The sequence below is a fragment of the Pantoea sp. SYBGC1 genome (genome assembly GCF_057197005.1).
The window spans coordinates 1069947-1085212 of sequence record NZ_JBXUNM010000001.1; the positions used below are offsets into that span (position 1 = coordinate 1069947).

The 15266-nt window shown below is 55.4% G+C and carries 8 protein-coding genes; 6 read left to right on the forward strand and 2 right to left on the reverse strand.

The window, feature by feature from the left end:
• The first annotated feature begins 266 nt into the window (after positions 1-266).
• Genes AC2CF9_RS04975 through rcsB form a run of 3 tightly spaced genes read left to right on the forward strand, consistent with a single transcriptional unit; the run spans position 267 to position 4750 of the window.
• A complete protein-coding gene (locus tag AC2CF9_RS04975; RefSeq protein WP_484556385.1) occupies positions 267-1421 on the forward strand; it encodes an MFS transporter in 1155 nt (384 codons plus the stop codon).
• Positions 1422-1443: 22 nt separating this feature from the next.
• The gene (rcsD, locus tag AC2CF9_RS04980) at positions 1444-4098 is read left to right on the forward strand and encodes a phosphotransferase RcsD (RefSeq protein WP_150016523.1); all 2655 of its coding nucleotides are present in this window, start codon (positions 1444-1446) and stop codon (positions 4096-4098) included.
• 1 nt (position 4099) lies between these two features.
• The gene (gene rcsB, locus AC2CF9_RS04985) at positions 4100-4750 is read left to right on the forward strand and encodes a response regulator transcription factor RcsB (RefSeq protein WP_033750421.1); all 651 of its coding nucleotides are present in this window, start codon (positions 4100-4102) and stop codon (positions 4748-4750) included.
• A gap of 49 nt (positions 4751-4799) precedes the next feature.
• On the opposite strand, the gene rcsC is transcribed toward rcsB, so the two are convergent.
• The gene (gene rcsC, locus AC2CF9_RS04990; RefSeq protein WP_484556386.1) at positions 4800-7652 is read right to left on the reverse strand and encodes a two-component system sensor histidine kinase RcsC; all 2853 of its coding nucleotides are present in this window, start codon (positions 7650-7652) and stop codon (positions 4800-4802) included.
• Positions 7653-7818: 166 nt separating this feature from the next.
• Positions 7819-10458, reverse strand: a complete 2640-nt coding sequence (gene gyrA / locus AC2CF9_RS04995) for a DNA topoisomerase (ATP-hydrolyzing) subunit A (protein WP_150016525.1) — start codon at positions 10456-10458, stop codon at positions 7819-7821.
• Between the two features lie 176 nt (positions 10459-10634).
• Here gyrA and ubiG point away from each other — a divergent pair, with 176 nt between their 5' ends.
• From ubiG to nrdB, 3 genes are all read left to right on the forward strand, one after another.
• On the forward strand, positions 10635-11381 hold the full coding sequence (gene ubiG / locus AC2CF9_RS05000; protein WP_484556387.1) for a bifunctional 2-polyprenyl-6-hydroxyphenol methylase/3-demethylubiquinol 3-O-methyltransferase UbiG: 747 nt from the start codon (positions 10635-10637) through the stop codon (positions 11379-11381).
• A 405-nt stretch (positions 11382-11786) separates the two neighbouring features.
• On the forward strand, positions 11787-14072 hold the full coding sequence (gene nrdA / locus AC2CF9_RS05005) for a class 1a ribonucleoside-diphosphate reductase subunit alpha (RefSeq protein ID WP_039385532.1): 2286 nt from the start codon (positions 11787-11789) through the stop codon (positions 14070-14072).
• Between the two features lie 63 nt (positions 14073-14135).
• Complete coding sequence (nrdB, locus tag AC2CF9_RS05010) at positions 14136-15266, forward strand: class Ia ribonucleoside-diphosphate reductase subunit beta (protein ID WP_039385534.1); 1131 nt, start codon at positions 14136-14138, stop codon at positions 15264-15266.

Consider the following 15266-nt stretch of genomic DNA (forward strand, 5'->3'; position numbering starts at 1 on the left):
CCAGCGAAAACCTTAGTCAGTCGGTGACCTCTCGCTGATTGCATCAGTATATGTCATCAATTGTCTGACTTAATTTGCGTTAAGTCACTTAATGTCTCTCAGGCAGTACCAGGAAATATCTGGAAAAAATTCAGGCCCGGCCAAATATCGGTAAGATGTCCGATTCCTGTGCAGCAGCAGGCAACGCAAATTGCGCGTTAATTCCGCTGCACCGCCTGCTTTGATGCTAAACTTCGACGCTTTAACAGCGGATCAAAATAACGACTATGACTGCACTGGACGCCGCACAGCCAGCCAAACTGCATCAGCGTGTTAATTTCGGCACGCGTACTGTTTTCCTTATCGCCGGGTTGAGTATGTCTGCCTGGGCGCCGCTTGTGCCTTACGCCAGCCAGCGTCTGCAGCTGAGCGGAGCCTCCCTTGGCGGGCTTTTACTGTGCCTGGGCATCGGTTCGCTGGCCGCTATGCCGGTGACGGGGGCGCTGATTGGTCGTTTTGGCTGCCGCCGGATTATGACCTGCTCTGCGCTGCTGATTCTGGCGGTGTTGCCGCTGCTTGCCACGCTGGACCATCTCTGGGCGATGGCGTTTACGCTGATGCTATTCGGCGCCGGACTCGGCATGCTGGATGTGGCAATGAACGTGCAGGCGGTTCACGTGGAAAAAGCGGCGGGCAGGCCGATGATGTCAGGCTTTCACGGCTTCTTCAGCCTCGGCGGCATTATCGGCGCCGGTGCGGTGAGTCTGCTGCTGGGTGCCGGGCTGACGCCGCTGCAGGCCATCGCGATTATGATGGTGCTGATCGCCGTGCTGCTCTGCTGCAGTCTGCCAACCCTGATGAGCGAGCGGCTGCGTCAGGCTGATGAACCCTGGCTGGTGATCCCGCGTGGCTGGGTCGCTTTTCTCGGCTGCCTCTGCTTTATTCTGTTCCTCGCCGAGGGTGCCGTGCTCGACTGGAGTGCCCTGCTCCTGCTGCAGAGTCCGGGCCTCAGCGTAGCCTATGCCGGACTGGGCTATGCGGTGTTTTCGGTTGCCATGACGATTGGCCGGCTGACCGGCGACAAAATCATTCAGCGCTTTGGCCGCTATCGCGTCATGCTTACCGGCGCGCTGGCAGCCAGTGCAGGTATGACGCTGGCCGTGCTGGTCCCCTGGCCGCAAACCGCGCTGCTGGCGTTTCTGCTGGTCGGATTCGGGCTGGCGAATACGGTGCCGATGCTGTTTAATGCCGCCGGTAACCAGCAGGCCATGCCTGTCAACCTGGCGATCTCGGCCATGACAACGTTAGGCTATGCGGGTATTCTCTCAGGCCCGGCGTTAATCGGCTTTATTTCCCAGTGGCTCACACTAAGCGGTGCATTCCTGCTGATTGCTCTGATGCTGCTGGCTGTCGCCGCCAGCGCACGCCGGGTTACGCGTTGATTGCAGGATCCTGAGACTCACTATGCTTTATAAATTTCCACTGACTTCCGGTAACGTTACGCGTTTTGTTGTCGTGTTTAACCTGGTGCTGCTGCTGGCGCTGGGCGCCGTGGTGCACAATAGCGTCAGCGCCTGGATTGCCGAAAAGCGTTATGCCATGGCTGACCTGGCGCGTGATATGCAAAAACGCATCGACGCTTACCGCTTCGCCACCTGGCAGATTTACGAAAACCTCGCCACCAGTGCGGCCGGCTCTGCGCCTAACAGCACGCTGCAGGAGACCCGGCTGCGCCCGGATGTTTACTATCTGGAAAAAACACGCCGCAAAACGGAAGCGCTGATTTTCGGTTCGCACGACGGCAGCACGCTGGATATGACCATGCGTATGTCCGGCTATCTCGATACGTTATGGGGTGCGGAAAACCCGGCGTGGTCAATGTATTTTCTGAACGGTCAGGATAATAGCCTGATTATGATCTCTACCCTGCCGCTGAAAGATATGGCAACGCGCTATAAAGAGAGCGCGCTGAATACGCTGGTCGACAGCCGCCGGGCGGAGATGCTGCAGCAGGCTAACGCCCTGGATGAGCGCGAAAGCTTCTCGCCGCTGCGTCATTTTACCTGGCAGAACGATCACTACTTTACGCTGCGCACCACCTTCAACCAGCCGGGTCATCTGGCAACGGTGGTGGCTTTCGATCTGCCGGTTAACGATCTGGTGCCGCAGAACCTGCCGCTGGAGAATTTCCAGCTGCGTCAGGATGCGACCCCGGGCAGCAGCACGGATGATGGCAGCGACGGTACGACCAGCGTTACGCTGGTTAACCCGGATCTGGAGATCGCCGCCTCGCTGCCCAGCACGCCGCTGCAGCTGGTTTATCGCGTACCGCTGGTTAGCCTTGCGCTTGATATGCTGCATAACCTGATGTGGCCGCTGCTTATCAACCTGCTGCTCTTCCTGCTGTCGATTGCCGGCGTGACCCTGCTGCGTCAGCAGGCGCTGCGCCCGAATGAGAATCAGAGCGCAGAGCTCGATTCGCTGCGTATGCTGAATGAAGAGATCGTCGCCAGCCTGCCGGTCGGGCTGCTGGTGTATGACTTCGCCACTAACCGCACCCTGCTGAGTAATAAGATTGCCGATCACCTGCTGCCGCACCTGAACCTGCAGAAGATTATCAACATGTCCGATCAGCATCAGGGCGTGCTGCAGGCGACTATCAATAACGAAGTCTATGAGATCCGTCATGCACGCAGCGTGCTGTCGCCGCACACGCAGCTGTTTATGATGCGCGACCAGGATCGCGAACTGCTGGTGAATAAGAAGCTGCAGAAAGCACAGCAGGTACTGGATCGCAATCACCAGATGCGCCAGCAGCTGATGCAGCAGCTTGGCCATGCGCTGAACCGCCCGCTGCAGGATATGGTGACGCGGCTGGTACAGCTCAGCCAGCGCGGTGACGATGAGAGCGTGCTGGATCTGCTGGATGAGAGCCAGCGGCTGGCCCGCCTGGTCGATGACATCGTGCTACTGAACCGGCTGGAAGCGCATGACTGGTCGCCGGAAACCAGCCCGTTTAATCTGCAGGATCTGCTGGATGAGATTGCGCTGGAGAGCCTGCCGCTGCTGCGACGCAAGGGCCTGACGCTGGTCGTAAATAACCAGCTGGCGAATGATGAAATGCGCAGCGGTGACCGCCGCGCGCTGCGCAAGGTGCTGACCACCCTGATGCATTATGCGCTGACCACCACGCAATGGGGAAAAATCACGCTGGAAGTGAAAACGCCAGCGGATAAGCCTGACGTGCTGCAGCTGCAGCTGGTCGATACCGGTTCCGGGCTGACGGCGGATGAACTGACCAATGCCGATTTCCCCTATCTTGGTGAGACATCGCAGGATCGTTTTGGTCAGGCCTCCGGAATGGCCTTTTTCCTCTGTAAACAGCTCTGCAAGCAGATGGGTGGTCAGTTAGACATTATCGCTAAACCCGGCATCGGCACGCGCTATAACATCCAGCTGCCGCTGACGCTGCAGCTGCTGCTGGATGAGCAGGAAGAAAAATTACTGGAGGGCGTGACCGCTCTGGTCGATATAGCAGTTGAAGATGTACAGAAAATCGTCTGTCGTCATCTGGAGAACTGGGGCGCTAAGTGCCTGACCTCAGATGAACGGCTTTCGGGTCAGGAGCACGATGTTCTGATCACGGACGATCCTGAACGTCTCAGCGGCTGGGCATTACTGCTGGCGGGCGACGAGCTGGGGCATCACGCCCTGAATGACAGACAGTATCGCGTGAATTATAACCTCAGCAACGCCCTGCTTGACGCACTGCTGGCCCTGATTGAAAAGCAGCTGGCCAGTGATTTGATGGAGGAGAGTGAAGAAAATGAGGCTGCCACACCGCTGTTAAGCGGCGGCTATTTCCAGCTGTTTACCGAGACAGTACCGCCTGATGTCAGGAGACTGTATACTGAAGCGTCGGATAGCGACTATCCTTCTCTTGCTCAGACAGCGCATCGCCTGAAAGGCGTTTTTGCCATGCTCAATTTGCTGCCGGGTAAACAGCTTTGTGAAGCGTTAGAACAGCACATTAAAATGTGCGACGATTTAACCATTAAAAATACCACCAGTGAAATTGACGCCTATGTCAATCAACTGCTGCAGCAAGGTAACCAATAAGATGAATAACCTGAACGTAATTATTGCCGACGACCATCCCATTGTTCTGTTTGGTATCCGTAAGTCTCTGGAACAGATTGAATGGGTTAACGTAGTAGGTGAGTTTGAAGACTCCACAGCACTGATCAACAGCCTCTCTAAGCTGGACGCGAATGTTCTGATCACCGATCTCTCAATGCCTGGCGAAAAGTATGGCGACGGTATTACCCTGATCAAGTACATCAAGCGTCACTATCCCGATCTTTCGATCATTGTTCTGACCATGAACAACAATCCGGCGATCCTGAGCGCCGTTCTGGATCTCGATATCGAAGGGATTGTGCTGAAACAGGGCGCCCCGACCGATCTGCCAAAAGCGCTGGCCGCCCTGCAGAAAGGCAAAAAATATACGCCGGAAAGCGTTGCCAAACTGCTGGAGAAGATCAGCGCAGGTGGCTACGGTGACAAGCGTCTGTCGCCGAAAGAGAGTGAAGTACTGCGTCTCTTTGCGGAAGGTTTCCTCGTCACTGAGATTGCCAAGAAGCTGAACCGCAGTATCAAAACCATCAGCAGCCAGAAGAAATCAGCCATGATGAAACTGGGCGTGGATAACGATATCGCACTGCTGAACTACCTCTCCTCGGTCAGTGCCACGCAGATCGACAAAGATTAATCTTTACGGGCGGCCCGCGGGCCGCCCGTTCGCTTAATCCCCTGCCCTACTACCCCTGACGACCGGTACGCACGCGGGCAGCATAGCGCGCCAGGGTGACTTTCAGCTCATCCAGCGTCACAGGTTTCGACAGGCAGTTATCCATACCGGCATCCATACAGCGCTGCTTCTCTTCCGCCAGCGCGTTCGCCGTTACGCCAATCACCGGGAACACGTGCCCCAGCTGGCGCAGCCGCTGCGTCAGGCGATAACCATCCATGTTTGGCATGTTTACGTCGCTCAGTACGATGTCGATATGATTGCGGCTCAGCACGTTAAGCGCATCAACGCCATCCTGCGCCGTTTTGGTCTGATAGCCCAGCGTACCGAGCTGCTCCGACAGCAGCATACGGTTGATGGGATGATCGTCCACAATCAGAATCGTAATATCTTCATTGCTGCTCGCATTCTCTGCCGCAGGCGGCGGCAGCGGGGTGGTGGTATCGCTGTCAATTGTGATGCGATAGATACGTCCCAGCAGCAGCGGCAGGTCGTGCAGCGTTGCGCTGCTCTGCACCCAGACGCCCGGCGAGCGCTCCTGCGGCATATCGATATGTTCACCGCAGATCAGAATGCGCGCGCGCACCGCCTGCGTCAGTGAATCGTCGTGATCGCTTATCACCACATCATCGCTTTCTGCCTGACCCTGCCAGGCTGCCACTTTCAGTCCCTGCTGCTGCAGCAGGCGCAGCAGAAACGCAGCGAGATAGTCGTTGCGCAGGTCAAGCCAGATCGCTTTCTCCTGCAGGCCATCCAGCAGCGGCGGCGCCGGCTGCTGGCCGGCGTAGATTGGGATACGTACGATAAACTGGCTGCCCATCCCCGGTTCAGAATCGACCTCAATATCGCCATCCATCATGTTGATCAGTTTTTCGCAGATCGCGAGTCCCAGCCCGGTGCCCTGGAAGTTGCGCTGAACGCCGGAGCCGACCTGGAAGAAAGGATCGAACAGCCGCGTCACCTCTCTGGCCGGAATGCCGACGCCGGTATCGCGCACGCGGAAAGCAAGATAGCCCTCTTTAACGTAGGCGTGCAGAATAATGCAGCCGGTATGGGTAAATTTGATGGCGTTATTAAGCAGGTTGGAGATCACCTGCTGCAGCCGTAGCGGATCGCCATCCAGCGCCAGCGGCACGTTGTTTTCCATGAATACATAGAGCGTAAGACGCTTGCGCACCACCAGCGATAAATAGTTGCTGGTGATATGGTTAATCACTTCGCGCGGTGAGAAGGGACGCGGCTCAATTTTCAGCTGCTCTGACTCTATCTTCGAGAAGTCGAGAATGTCGCTGATAATTTTCAGCAGCAGGCTGGAGGAGTTGTTCATGGCGGTAACCAGCGACTCCACCCCTTTGGGCAGGCTTTTGGTCTGCAGCAGATCGAGGTTACCGATGATGCCGTAAAGTGGCGTGCGCAGTTCATGACTGACGGTCGCGAGGAACATCGATTTCGACTGGCTCGCCTGTTCAGCGGCGTGCGCCATCTCCTGCAGCGACTGCTCCATACGTACGCGGGATGAGACATCAACCAGCACGCAGATGGCCACGTTTTCATTGCGGTAGCGCGAATGCACAAAGCTGATCTGCAGGTTGGTATTGCTGCCGGTCAGCACATCCACAAAATTCACCTGCTGGCCGCTGATAATTTCATTAAGCCGCTGGCGATCCTCCTGCGTCAGCAGCGTAAGATAGTTGTGCGCCAGTTCGTTACTCAGAATATTGGTGCCATCGCTGGTGCGCAGAATGCAGATCCCTACCGGTGCCGACGCGACAATTTTACGGTTGAACTGCTCGTGCTCCTCCAGCCGGTGCGCGTTATCTTCCGCCGGCAGGAACATGCGGCGCTCGAATATCCACGCCAGGGTGAAAAGCACAATCGCACTGAAGATGTTAAGCAGCAGCGCGTTAAGCAGCAGCAGCCGCAGCTGATCCACCATTACCGACGTGGGCAGAGACCAGATGATATTCAGATCTGACGGCGGCAGCGGCTTTTTCAGCACCAGCTGGCGGTAGCTATCGAGGTAGCCAAACCAGGTGCTCTCATCGGGCAGATCGTCCAGCGCGTAACCGGGTCCGCTGCGGCGGCTGCTCAGCAGCGGGCGGTAATTTTCATCGGTAATGGTCGCCACCAGCGGCAGTCCGCCGGGCTGTAAAAATTCATCCAGCCGGATATTCTGCTCAACGCCCAGCAGCGCCTGAAGTTTGTTGGCGACGTAAACCGGGACGACCATGTAGAAATTGCCGCTTCCGGGCTGCGCGCTGTCGGTGATCCAGTACATCGGATTGCGCCGATCTTCCTCATTGCTGTTGCGATAGTGCAGCACATGTTCGCGCAGCGCCTTCATGCTGCGCTCCCGGTCTAACGGATTGCTGCTGCCGATGGTGAAATCAGCCAGGCACTGGCTCTCACCGCCGATAAAAAACACGCGATTCAGCTCATAGGCCGCAGCAAAATTGCTTTTCCAGTAGTTGATATAGTAGCTGAGCGAGTCGAGCGAATTGCGCCAGGTGTTGCTCATTGAGGTGCAGTCACCGTCGGAAAAGAGCGGCGTAAACTGCGGCAGCGTGCTTTTACCGGCGGGCAGGCCGTTGAGCATATCCAGCCCGTTGGCGCTGCTGCTAAGACGATTTTCCGTGATGTACTTCAGTTCCCGCATGACGTCAGCCGAGTGCCGGACGTACCACTCTGCTTTACCGTAGTTCGCCGCAAACTCCTGGCGTATTCCGTTCTCTTTTTCATGCAGCACATTGATGATGTAGAAGGTGGTCAGCAATGCACCCAGCGACCAGAGCAGCAGCGCCAGCGCCCGGAAAAGATAGCGCGAGATACGAAGCGTGGTGCGAAAGGAGACGAGATATTTCAAGAGAGGCTCACTGGCGGTAACGGTTAACAGGACCCAAAAAGGTGCACATACACTAGCTTTATCGCTGCGAAAAAGCCAGTTGGTGCAGAGGTGCGGGGCGAAAACTCAGATAATAAAACGGCAGGTCGGTTGCCCTGACCTGCCGCTGATAAGGTGCATCAGACGATTATGCGTCGTCTTCTGCGTCCGGTGCCTCGTCATCGCTGTCGACTTCCGGCGCAATATCCTCTTCGCCTTCCGCCACGCTGCCGTCGATGGCATCCAGCTCCTCTTCTTCAACTGGCTCCGCCACACGCTGCAGGCCAACCACGTTCTCATCTTCCGCGGTGCGGATCAGGATCACGCCCTGCGTGTTACGGCCGACCACACTCACTTCCGATACGCGGGTACGTACCAGCGTGCCGGCGTCGGTGATCATCATAATCTGATCGCCGTCTACCACCTGTACCGCACCGATAACCGGTCCGTTACGCTCGGTAACTTTGATCGAGATAACGCCCTGAGTGGCACGTGACTTCGTCGGATACTCGCTGTTAGCCGTACGCTTACCGTAACCATTCTGCGTAACGGTGAGGATCGCGCCCTCTTCGCGCGGTATAATCAGCGACACCACTTTATCGTTCTCTGCCAGCCTGATACCGCGCACGCCTGAGGCTGAACGCCCCATGGCACGCACTGCACTCTCAGCAAAGCGCACGACTTTACCGCCAGCGGAGAAGAGCATCGCTTCATCATTGCCGTTGGTCAGCGCCACGCCAATCAGCTCATCATCTTCACGCAGGTTGATGGCGATGATGCCAGCGCTGCGCGGACGACTGAACTCCTGCAGCGCGGTTTTCTTCACCGTGCCGCTGGCTGTCGCCATAAAGATATTGAAGCCTTCGGTATACTCACGCACCGGCAGAATAGCGGTAATGCGCTCGTTTGCTTCCAGCGGCAGCAGGTTGACGATGGGACGTCCGCGTGCGCCACGGCTCGCTTCCGGCAGCTGATAAACCTTCATCCAGTAGAGACGACCCCGGCTGGAGAAGCAGAGAATCGTGTCGTGGGTGTTAGCCACCAGCAGGCGATCAATGAAGTCCTCTTCTTTGATACGTGCGGCTGATTTCCCCTTACCGCCGCGGCGCTGCGCTTCATAATCTGACAGCGGCTGATACTTAACGTAGCCCTGATGCGACAGGGTGACGACCACATCTTCCTGGTTAATCAGATCTTCGATATTGATATCCGCGCTGTTGGCGGTGATCTCAGTACGGCGCGCATCGCCAAACTGATCGCGCATCGCTTCCAGCTCTTCGCGGATCACTTCCATCAGGCGGTCAGCACTCTGCAGAATGTGAATCAGCCCGGCAATCTGCTCCAGCAGCTCTTTGTACTCATCAAGCAGTTTCTCATGCTCAAGGCCGGTCAGTTTCTGCAGACGCAGATCCAGAATCGCCTGAGCCTGCTGCTCGGTAAGATAGTAGCGGCCATCGCGAATACCAAATTCAGGCTCCAGCCACTCCGGCCGCGCAGCGTCATCGCCGGCACGCTCAAGCATGGCGGCAACATTGCCGAGATCCCACGCCTGTGCCAGCAGAGCACCCTTCGCTTCTGCCGGCGTCGGCGCGCGACGGATCTGCTCGATAATCGGATCGATATTCGCCAGCGCAATTGCCAGGCCTTCAAGGATATGGGCACGATCGCGCGCTTTGCGCAGTTCGAAGATGGTGCGACGCGTCACTACTTCGCGACGGTGGCGCACAAAGGCTTCGATGATCTCTTTCAGTGACATGATCTTCGGCTGACCCTGATGCAGAGCCACCATATTGATACCGAAAGAGACCTGCAGCTGCGTCAGCGAATAGAGGTTGTTCAGAACCACTTCACCCACGGCGTCGCGTTTGACTTCAATGACAATGCGCATACCGTCTTTATCAGACTCATCGCGCAGCCCGCTGATCCCTTCAACGCGCTTCTCTTTCACCAGCTCGGCAATTTTTTCAATCAGGCGCGCTTTGTTAACCTGATACGGGATCTCATTGACGATAATGGTTTCGCGGCCGGTTTTGGCATCGGTTTCGATTTCGCCACGCGCGCGAATATAGATTTTACCGCGCCCGGTACGGTAGGCCTCTTCAATACCACGACGGCCATTGATAAAGGCTGCGGTCGGGAAGTCCGGACCGGTAATGTGCTCCATCAGCCCTTCTACGCTGATGTTTTCATCATCGATAAAGGCGAGGCAGCCGTTGATCACTTCAGTCAGGTTATGCGGCGGAATGTTGGTTGCCATTCCCACGGCGATACCCGAGGAGCCGTTTACCAGCAGGTTAGGAATTTTGGTTGGCAGCACTTCCGGGATCTGCTCGGTGCCGTCGTAGTTTGGCACAAAGTCGACCGTCTCTTTTTCCAGATCGGCCAGAAGCTCAGAGGAGATCTTCGCCATACGGACTTCGGTATAACGCATCGCTGCAGCGGAGTCGCCATCAACGGAACCGAAGTTACCCTGACCATCAACCAGCATATAGCGCAGGGAGAACGGCTGGGCCATACGGACAATACTTTCGTATACAGCAGAGTCACCGTGCGGGTGATACTTACCGATAACGTCACCTACCACACGGGCAGATTTCTTATAGGCTTTATTCCAGTCGTTACCCAGTTCGCTCATGGCGTAAAGCACGCGGCGATGCACCGGCTTCAGGCCATCACGGACATCGGGTAAGGCTCGGCCAACAATGACCGACATGGCGTAATCGAGGTAGGAGTTTTTCAGCTCTTCTTCGATATTGACCGGTGTAATTTCTCTCGCAAGGTCGCTCATGGAGCCGCTATCCCTCTACTTAATCCCGGATTTTAAAGGTGCGAAAGTATATCACATTGCTTACGTACGGTGAACGTAAAGCGGGGTTTTCTGGCGCTTTTCGTTCACGCTGAGAGATGCCACCTGACGTTTAAGCGTTTATACTCAGGAGATATTTTGCCAGGAGTCGTTATTCAATGAGTGAACAACCGCAGGAAAGCCGTCAGAACGTCGATCACAGCGAGATTGCCAAGTTTGAAGCGGTCGCTTCGCGCTGGTGGGATCTGGAGGGTGAATTTAAGCCGCTGCACCGTATTAACCCGCTGCGTCTGGGCTGGATTGCGCAGCACAGCAACGGCCTGTTTGGTAAAAAAGTGCTCGATGTCGGCTGCGGCGGTGGCATTCTGGCAGAGAGCATGGCGCGTGAAGGCGCAGAAGTAACCGGGCTGGATATGGGCGCGGAACCGCTGGCAGTGGCGCGTCTGCATGCCGAAGAGAACGGCGTCAGCGTCGATTATATTCAGCAGACGGTGGAGGATCACGCGAACAGCCATGCTGGCCAGTATGACGTAGTGACCTGCATGGAGATGCTGGAGCACGTACCCGATCCGCGCTCGGTTGTTATGGCCTGCGCCCGCCTGGTAAAACCAGGCGGTGAGGTCTTTTTCTCCACGATAAACCGTAATCCTAAAGCCTGGCTGCTGGCGGTTTTCGGTGCCGAATATGTGCTGCGCATGCTGCCGCGCGGTACGCATGACGCCAAAAAGTTTATCCGCCCGGCTGAATTACTGGACTGGGTAGACGAAACCACACTGCGCGAACGCCACATGATTGGCCTGCACTATAATCCGCTGACCAACAAGTTCCGTCTCGGGCCGGGTGTGGACGTGAACTATATGATTCATACCCACGCTCAGGATGACACCGCAGGCGAAACACGCTGATAACAGAGGCCCGCTCTGCGGAGCGTGCCTCTCTTCTTCATCCCCGCTAGCCGATCTTCTCCGTTTCGTCTCTGCCTTAATGACGGGTTCCGCGCCTTTGATTGAGATTTACGCGCTCAGTCATACTATTAAAAAAAAGTATGAAGCCGTTGACAGCTAACCCAGGCCTTATGCCACGCGGATCCAGGATTTTTCCCGGCTACCAGGACTGATTCTTTGCCAAAAATCAACTCTTGTTAAGCAAAGAATGCTGACTAAAATACTCACCATATAGTTAGTAAAACTTCCCGAACCCCCTATATATAGTGTTTATCCACAGGCTTACTCACAGCGAGCGGCTTGTGCATAGACCTTGTGAATAGTTAGGGGATAATTTCCTATTTCATGGACAGGTAAACACGCGACATGAACCAAAGTCTGCTCGTCACCAAACGCGATGGCCGTCAGGAACGCATTGATCTCGATAAAATTCACCGTGTACTCGACTGGGCGGCTGAAGGGCTGAACAATGTTTCAGTTTCTCAGGTTGAACTGCGCTCTCACATTCAGTTTTATGATGGCATCAGAACCTCTGATATCCATGAAACCATCATCAAAGCCGCAGCCGATCTGATTTCGCGCGATGCGCCAGATTACCAGTATCTGGCAGCACGTCTGGCTATCTTCCACCTGCGTAAAAAAGCCTATGGCCAGTTTGAGCCGCCGAAGCTTTACGATCAGGTCGTGAAAATGGTGGAGCTGGGCAAATATGACCGCCACCTGCTGGAAGATTACAGCACCGAAGAGTTTGAGCTGATGGACAGCTACATCGATCACTGGCGCGATATGAACTTCTCTTACGCTGCGGTTAAGCAGCTGGAAGGAAAATATCTGGTGCAGAACCGCGTCAGCGGCGAGATCTATGAGAGCGCGCAGTTCCTGTATATTCTGGTCGCAGCCTGCCTGTTCTCAAACTATCCACGCGATACGCGCATGAGCTACATCAAGCGCTTTTATGACGCGATCTCCACCTTTAAGATCTCGCTGCCGACGCCAATCATGTCTGGCGTGCGCACCCCGACCCGTCAGTTCAGCTCCTGCGTTCTGATTGAGTGCGGCGACAGTCTGGACTCTATCAACGCCACCTCCAGCGCTATCGTGAAATATGTGTCACAGCGCGCCGGCATCGGTATTAACGCAGGCCGTATTCGTGCGTTGGGCAGCCCGATTCGCGGTGGCGAAGCGTTTCATACCGGCTGTATCCCGTTCTATAAGCATTTCCAGACGGCGGTGAAATCGTGCTCTCAGGGCGGCGTGCGCGGCGGTGCAGCGACGCTGTTCTACCCGATGTGGCATCTGGAAGTGGAAAGCCTGCTGGTGCTGAAAAACAACCGTGGTGTGGAAGGTAACCGCGTGCGCCACATGGACTACGGCGTTCAGATCAACAAGCTGATGTATACCCGCCTGCTGAAAGGCGAAGATATCACCCTGTTCAGCCCGTCAGATGTCCCGGGCCTGTATGATGCGTTCTTCGCCGATCAGGAGGAGTTTGAACGTCTCTACACCAAATATGAGAAAGATGAGAGCATCCGTAAGCAGCGCGTAAAAGCGGTCGATCTCTTCTCGCTGATGATGCAGGAGCGCGCCTCAACCGGTCGTATCTACATCCAGAACGTCGATCACTGCAATACCCACAGCCCGTTTGATCCGGCGATTGCGCCAGTGCGTCAGTCTAACCTCTGCCTTGAGATTGCGCTGCCAACCAAGCCGCTTGAGGATGTGAATGATGAAAATGGCGAAATTGCGCTCTGTACGCTTTCCGCCTTCAACCTCGGTGCCATCAACAGCCTCGACGACCTCGAAGAGCTGGCGGTGCTGGCGGTGCGTGCGCTCGATGCGCTGCTTGATTATCAGGACTATCCGATTCCGGCAGCACAGCGTGGTGCCATGGGTCGCCGTACGCTGGGTATTGGCGTCATTAACTACGCTTACTACCTGGCGAAACACGGCGTACGCTACTCTGACGGCAGCGCCAACAATCTGACGCACAAAACCTTCGAGGCTATTCAGTACTATCTGCTGAAAGCATCAAATGAGCTGGCAAAAGAGCAAGGCGCCTGCCCGTGGTTTAAAGAGACAACCTATTCACAGGGCATTCTGCCGATTGATACCTATAAAAAGGATCTGGACGCCGTCTGCAATGAGCCGCTGCATCTCGACTGGGAAGCGCTGCGTGAATCGATCACCACACACGGCCTGCGTAACTCCACGCTCTCTGCCCTGATGCCGTCAGAGACCTCTTCGCAGATCTCTAACGCCACTAACGGTATTGAACCGCCGCGCGGCCACATCAGCATTAAAGCGTCTAAAGATGGCATCCTGCGTCAGGTCGTGCCGGAGTATGAGCGTCTGAAAGATCAGTATGAGCTGCTGTGGGAAATGCCATCTAATGATGGTTATCTGCAGCTGGTCGGCGTGATGCAGAAGTTTATCGATCAGGCGATCTCCTCAAACACAAACTACGATCCGGGCCGCTTTGCCAACGGTAAAGTACCGATGAAACAGCTGCTGAAAGATCTGCTTACCGCCTATAAGTTTGGTGTGAAGACGCTCTACTATCAAAACACCCGCGACGGCGCAGAAGATGCACAGGACGATCTGGCTCCGTCGATTCAGGATGATGGCTGCGAAAGCGGCGCCTGTAAAATCTAACCGGCGACGCGTACTTATGTCAGGGCTGGCGCTGCCAGCCCGCTTCACTTTTTGGACTTAGTCATGGCTTATACTACTTTTTCACAGAATAAAAACGATCAGCTGAAAGAGCCGATGTTCTTCGGCCAGTCCGTGAACGTAGCGCGTTTCGATCAGCAGAAATATGACATTTTTGAAAAGCTGATTGAGAAGCAGCTCTCTTTCTTCTGGCGTCCGGAAGAGGTCGACGTCTCACGCGATCGTATCGACTATCAGGCGCTGCCGGATCACGAAAAGCATATCTTCATCAGTAACCTGAAGTATCAGACGCTGCTCGACTCTATCCAGGGCCGTAGCCCGAACGTCGCGCTGCTGCCGCTGATCTCTATCCCGGAGCTGGAAACCTGGATCGAGACCTGGGCGTTTTCTGAGACCATTCACTCACGCTCTTACACCCATATTATCCGCAACATCGTCAACGATCCGTCGCTGGTGTTTGATGATATCGTCACCAACGAGCAGATTCTGGCGCGCGCACAGGATATCTCAAAGTACTACGACGATTTGATTGAGATGACCAACTACTGGCATCTGCTGGGCGAAGGCACGCATCAGGTTGCCGGTAAATCAGTTACCGTCAGCCTGCGTGCGCTGAAAAAGCAGCTCTATATCTGTCTGATGAGCGTTAACGCGCTGGAAGCGATTCGCTTTTACGTCAGCTTCGCCTGTTCATTCGCGTTCGCCGAACGTGAACTGATGGAAGGCAACGCCAAAATCATCAAGCTGATCGCGCGTGATGAAGCGCTGCATCTGACCGGTACCCAGCATATGCTGAATCTGCTGCGCAGCGGTGAAGACGATCCGGAGATGAAAGAGATTGCTGCGGAGTGCCGTGAAGAGTGCTTCGAGCTGTTTAAGAAAGCGGCGCTGCAGGAGAAAGAGTGGGCAGAGTATCTGTTCAGCGGCGGCTCGATGATTGGTCTGAACAAAGATATTCTGTGCCAGTACATTGAGTACATTACCAATATCCGTATGCAGGCGGTGGGGCTCGATCTGCCTTTCCAGACCCGCTCCAACCCGATTCCATGGATCAACTCCTGGCTGGTGTCTGATAACGTGCAGGTTGCACCGCAGGAAGTGGAAGTCAGCTCCTATCTGGTGGGTCAGATTGACTCTGAAGTAGGCGAAGACGACTTCAACGATTTCCAGCTCTGA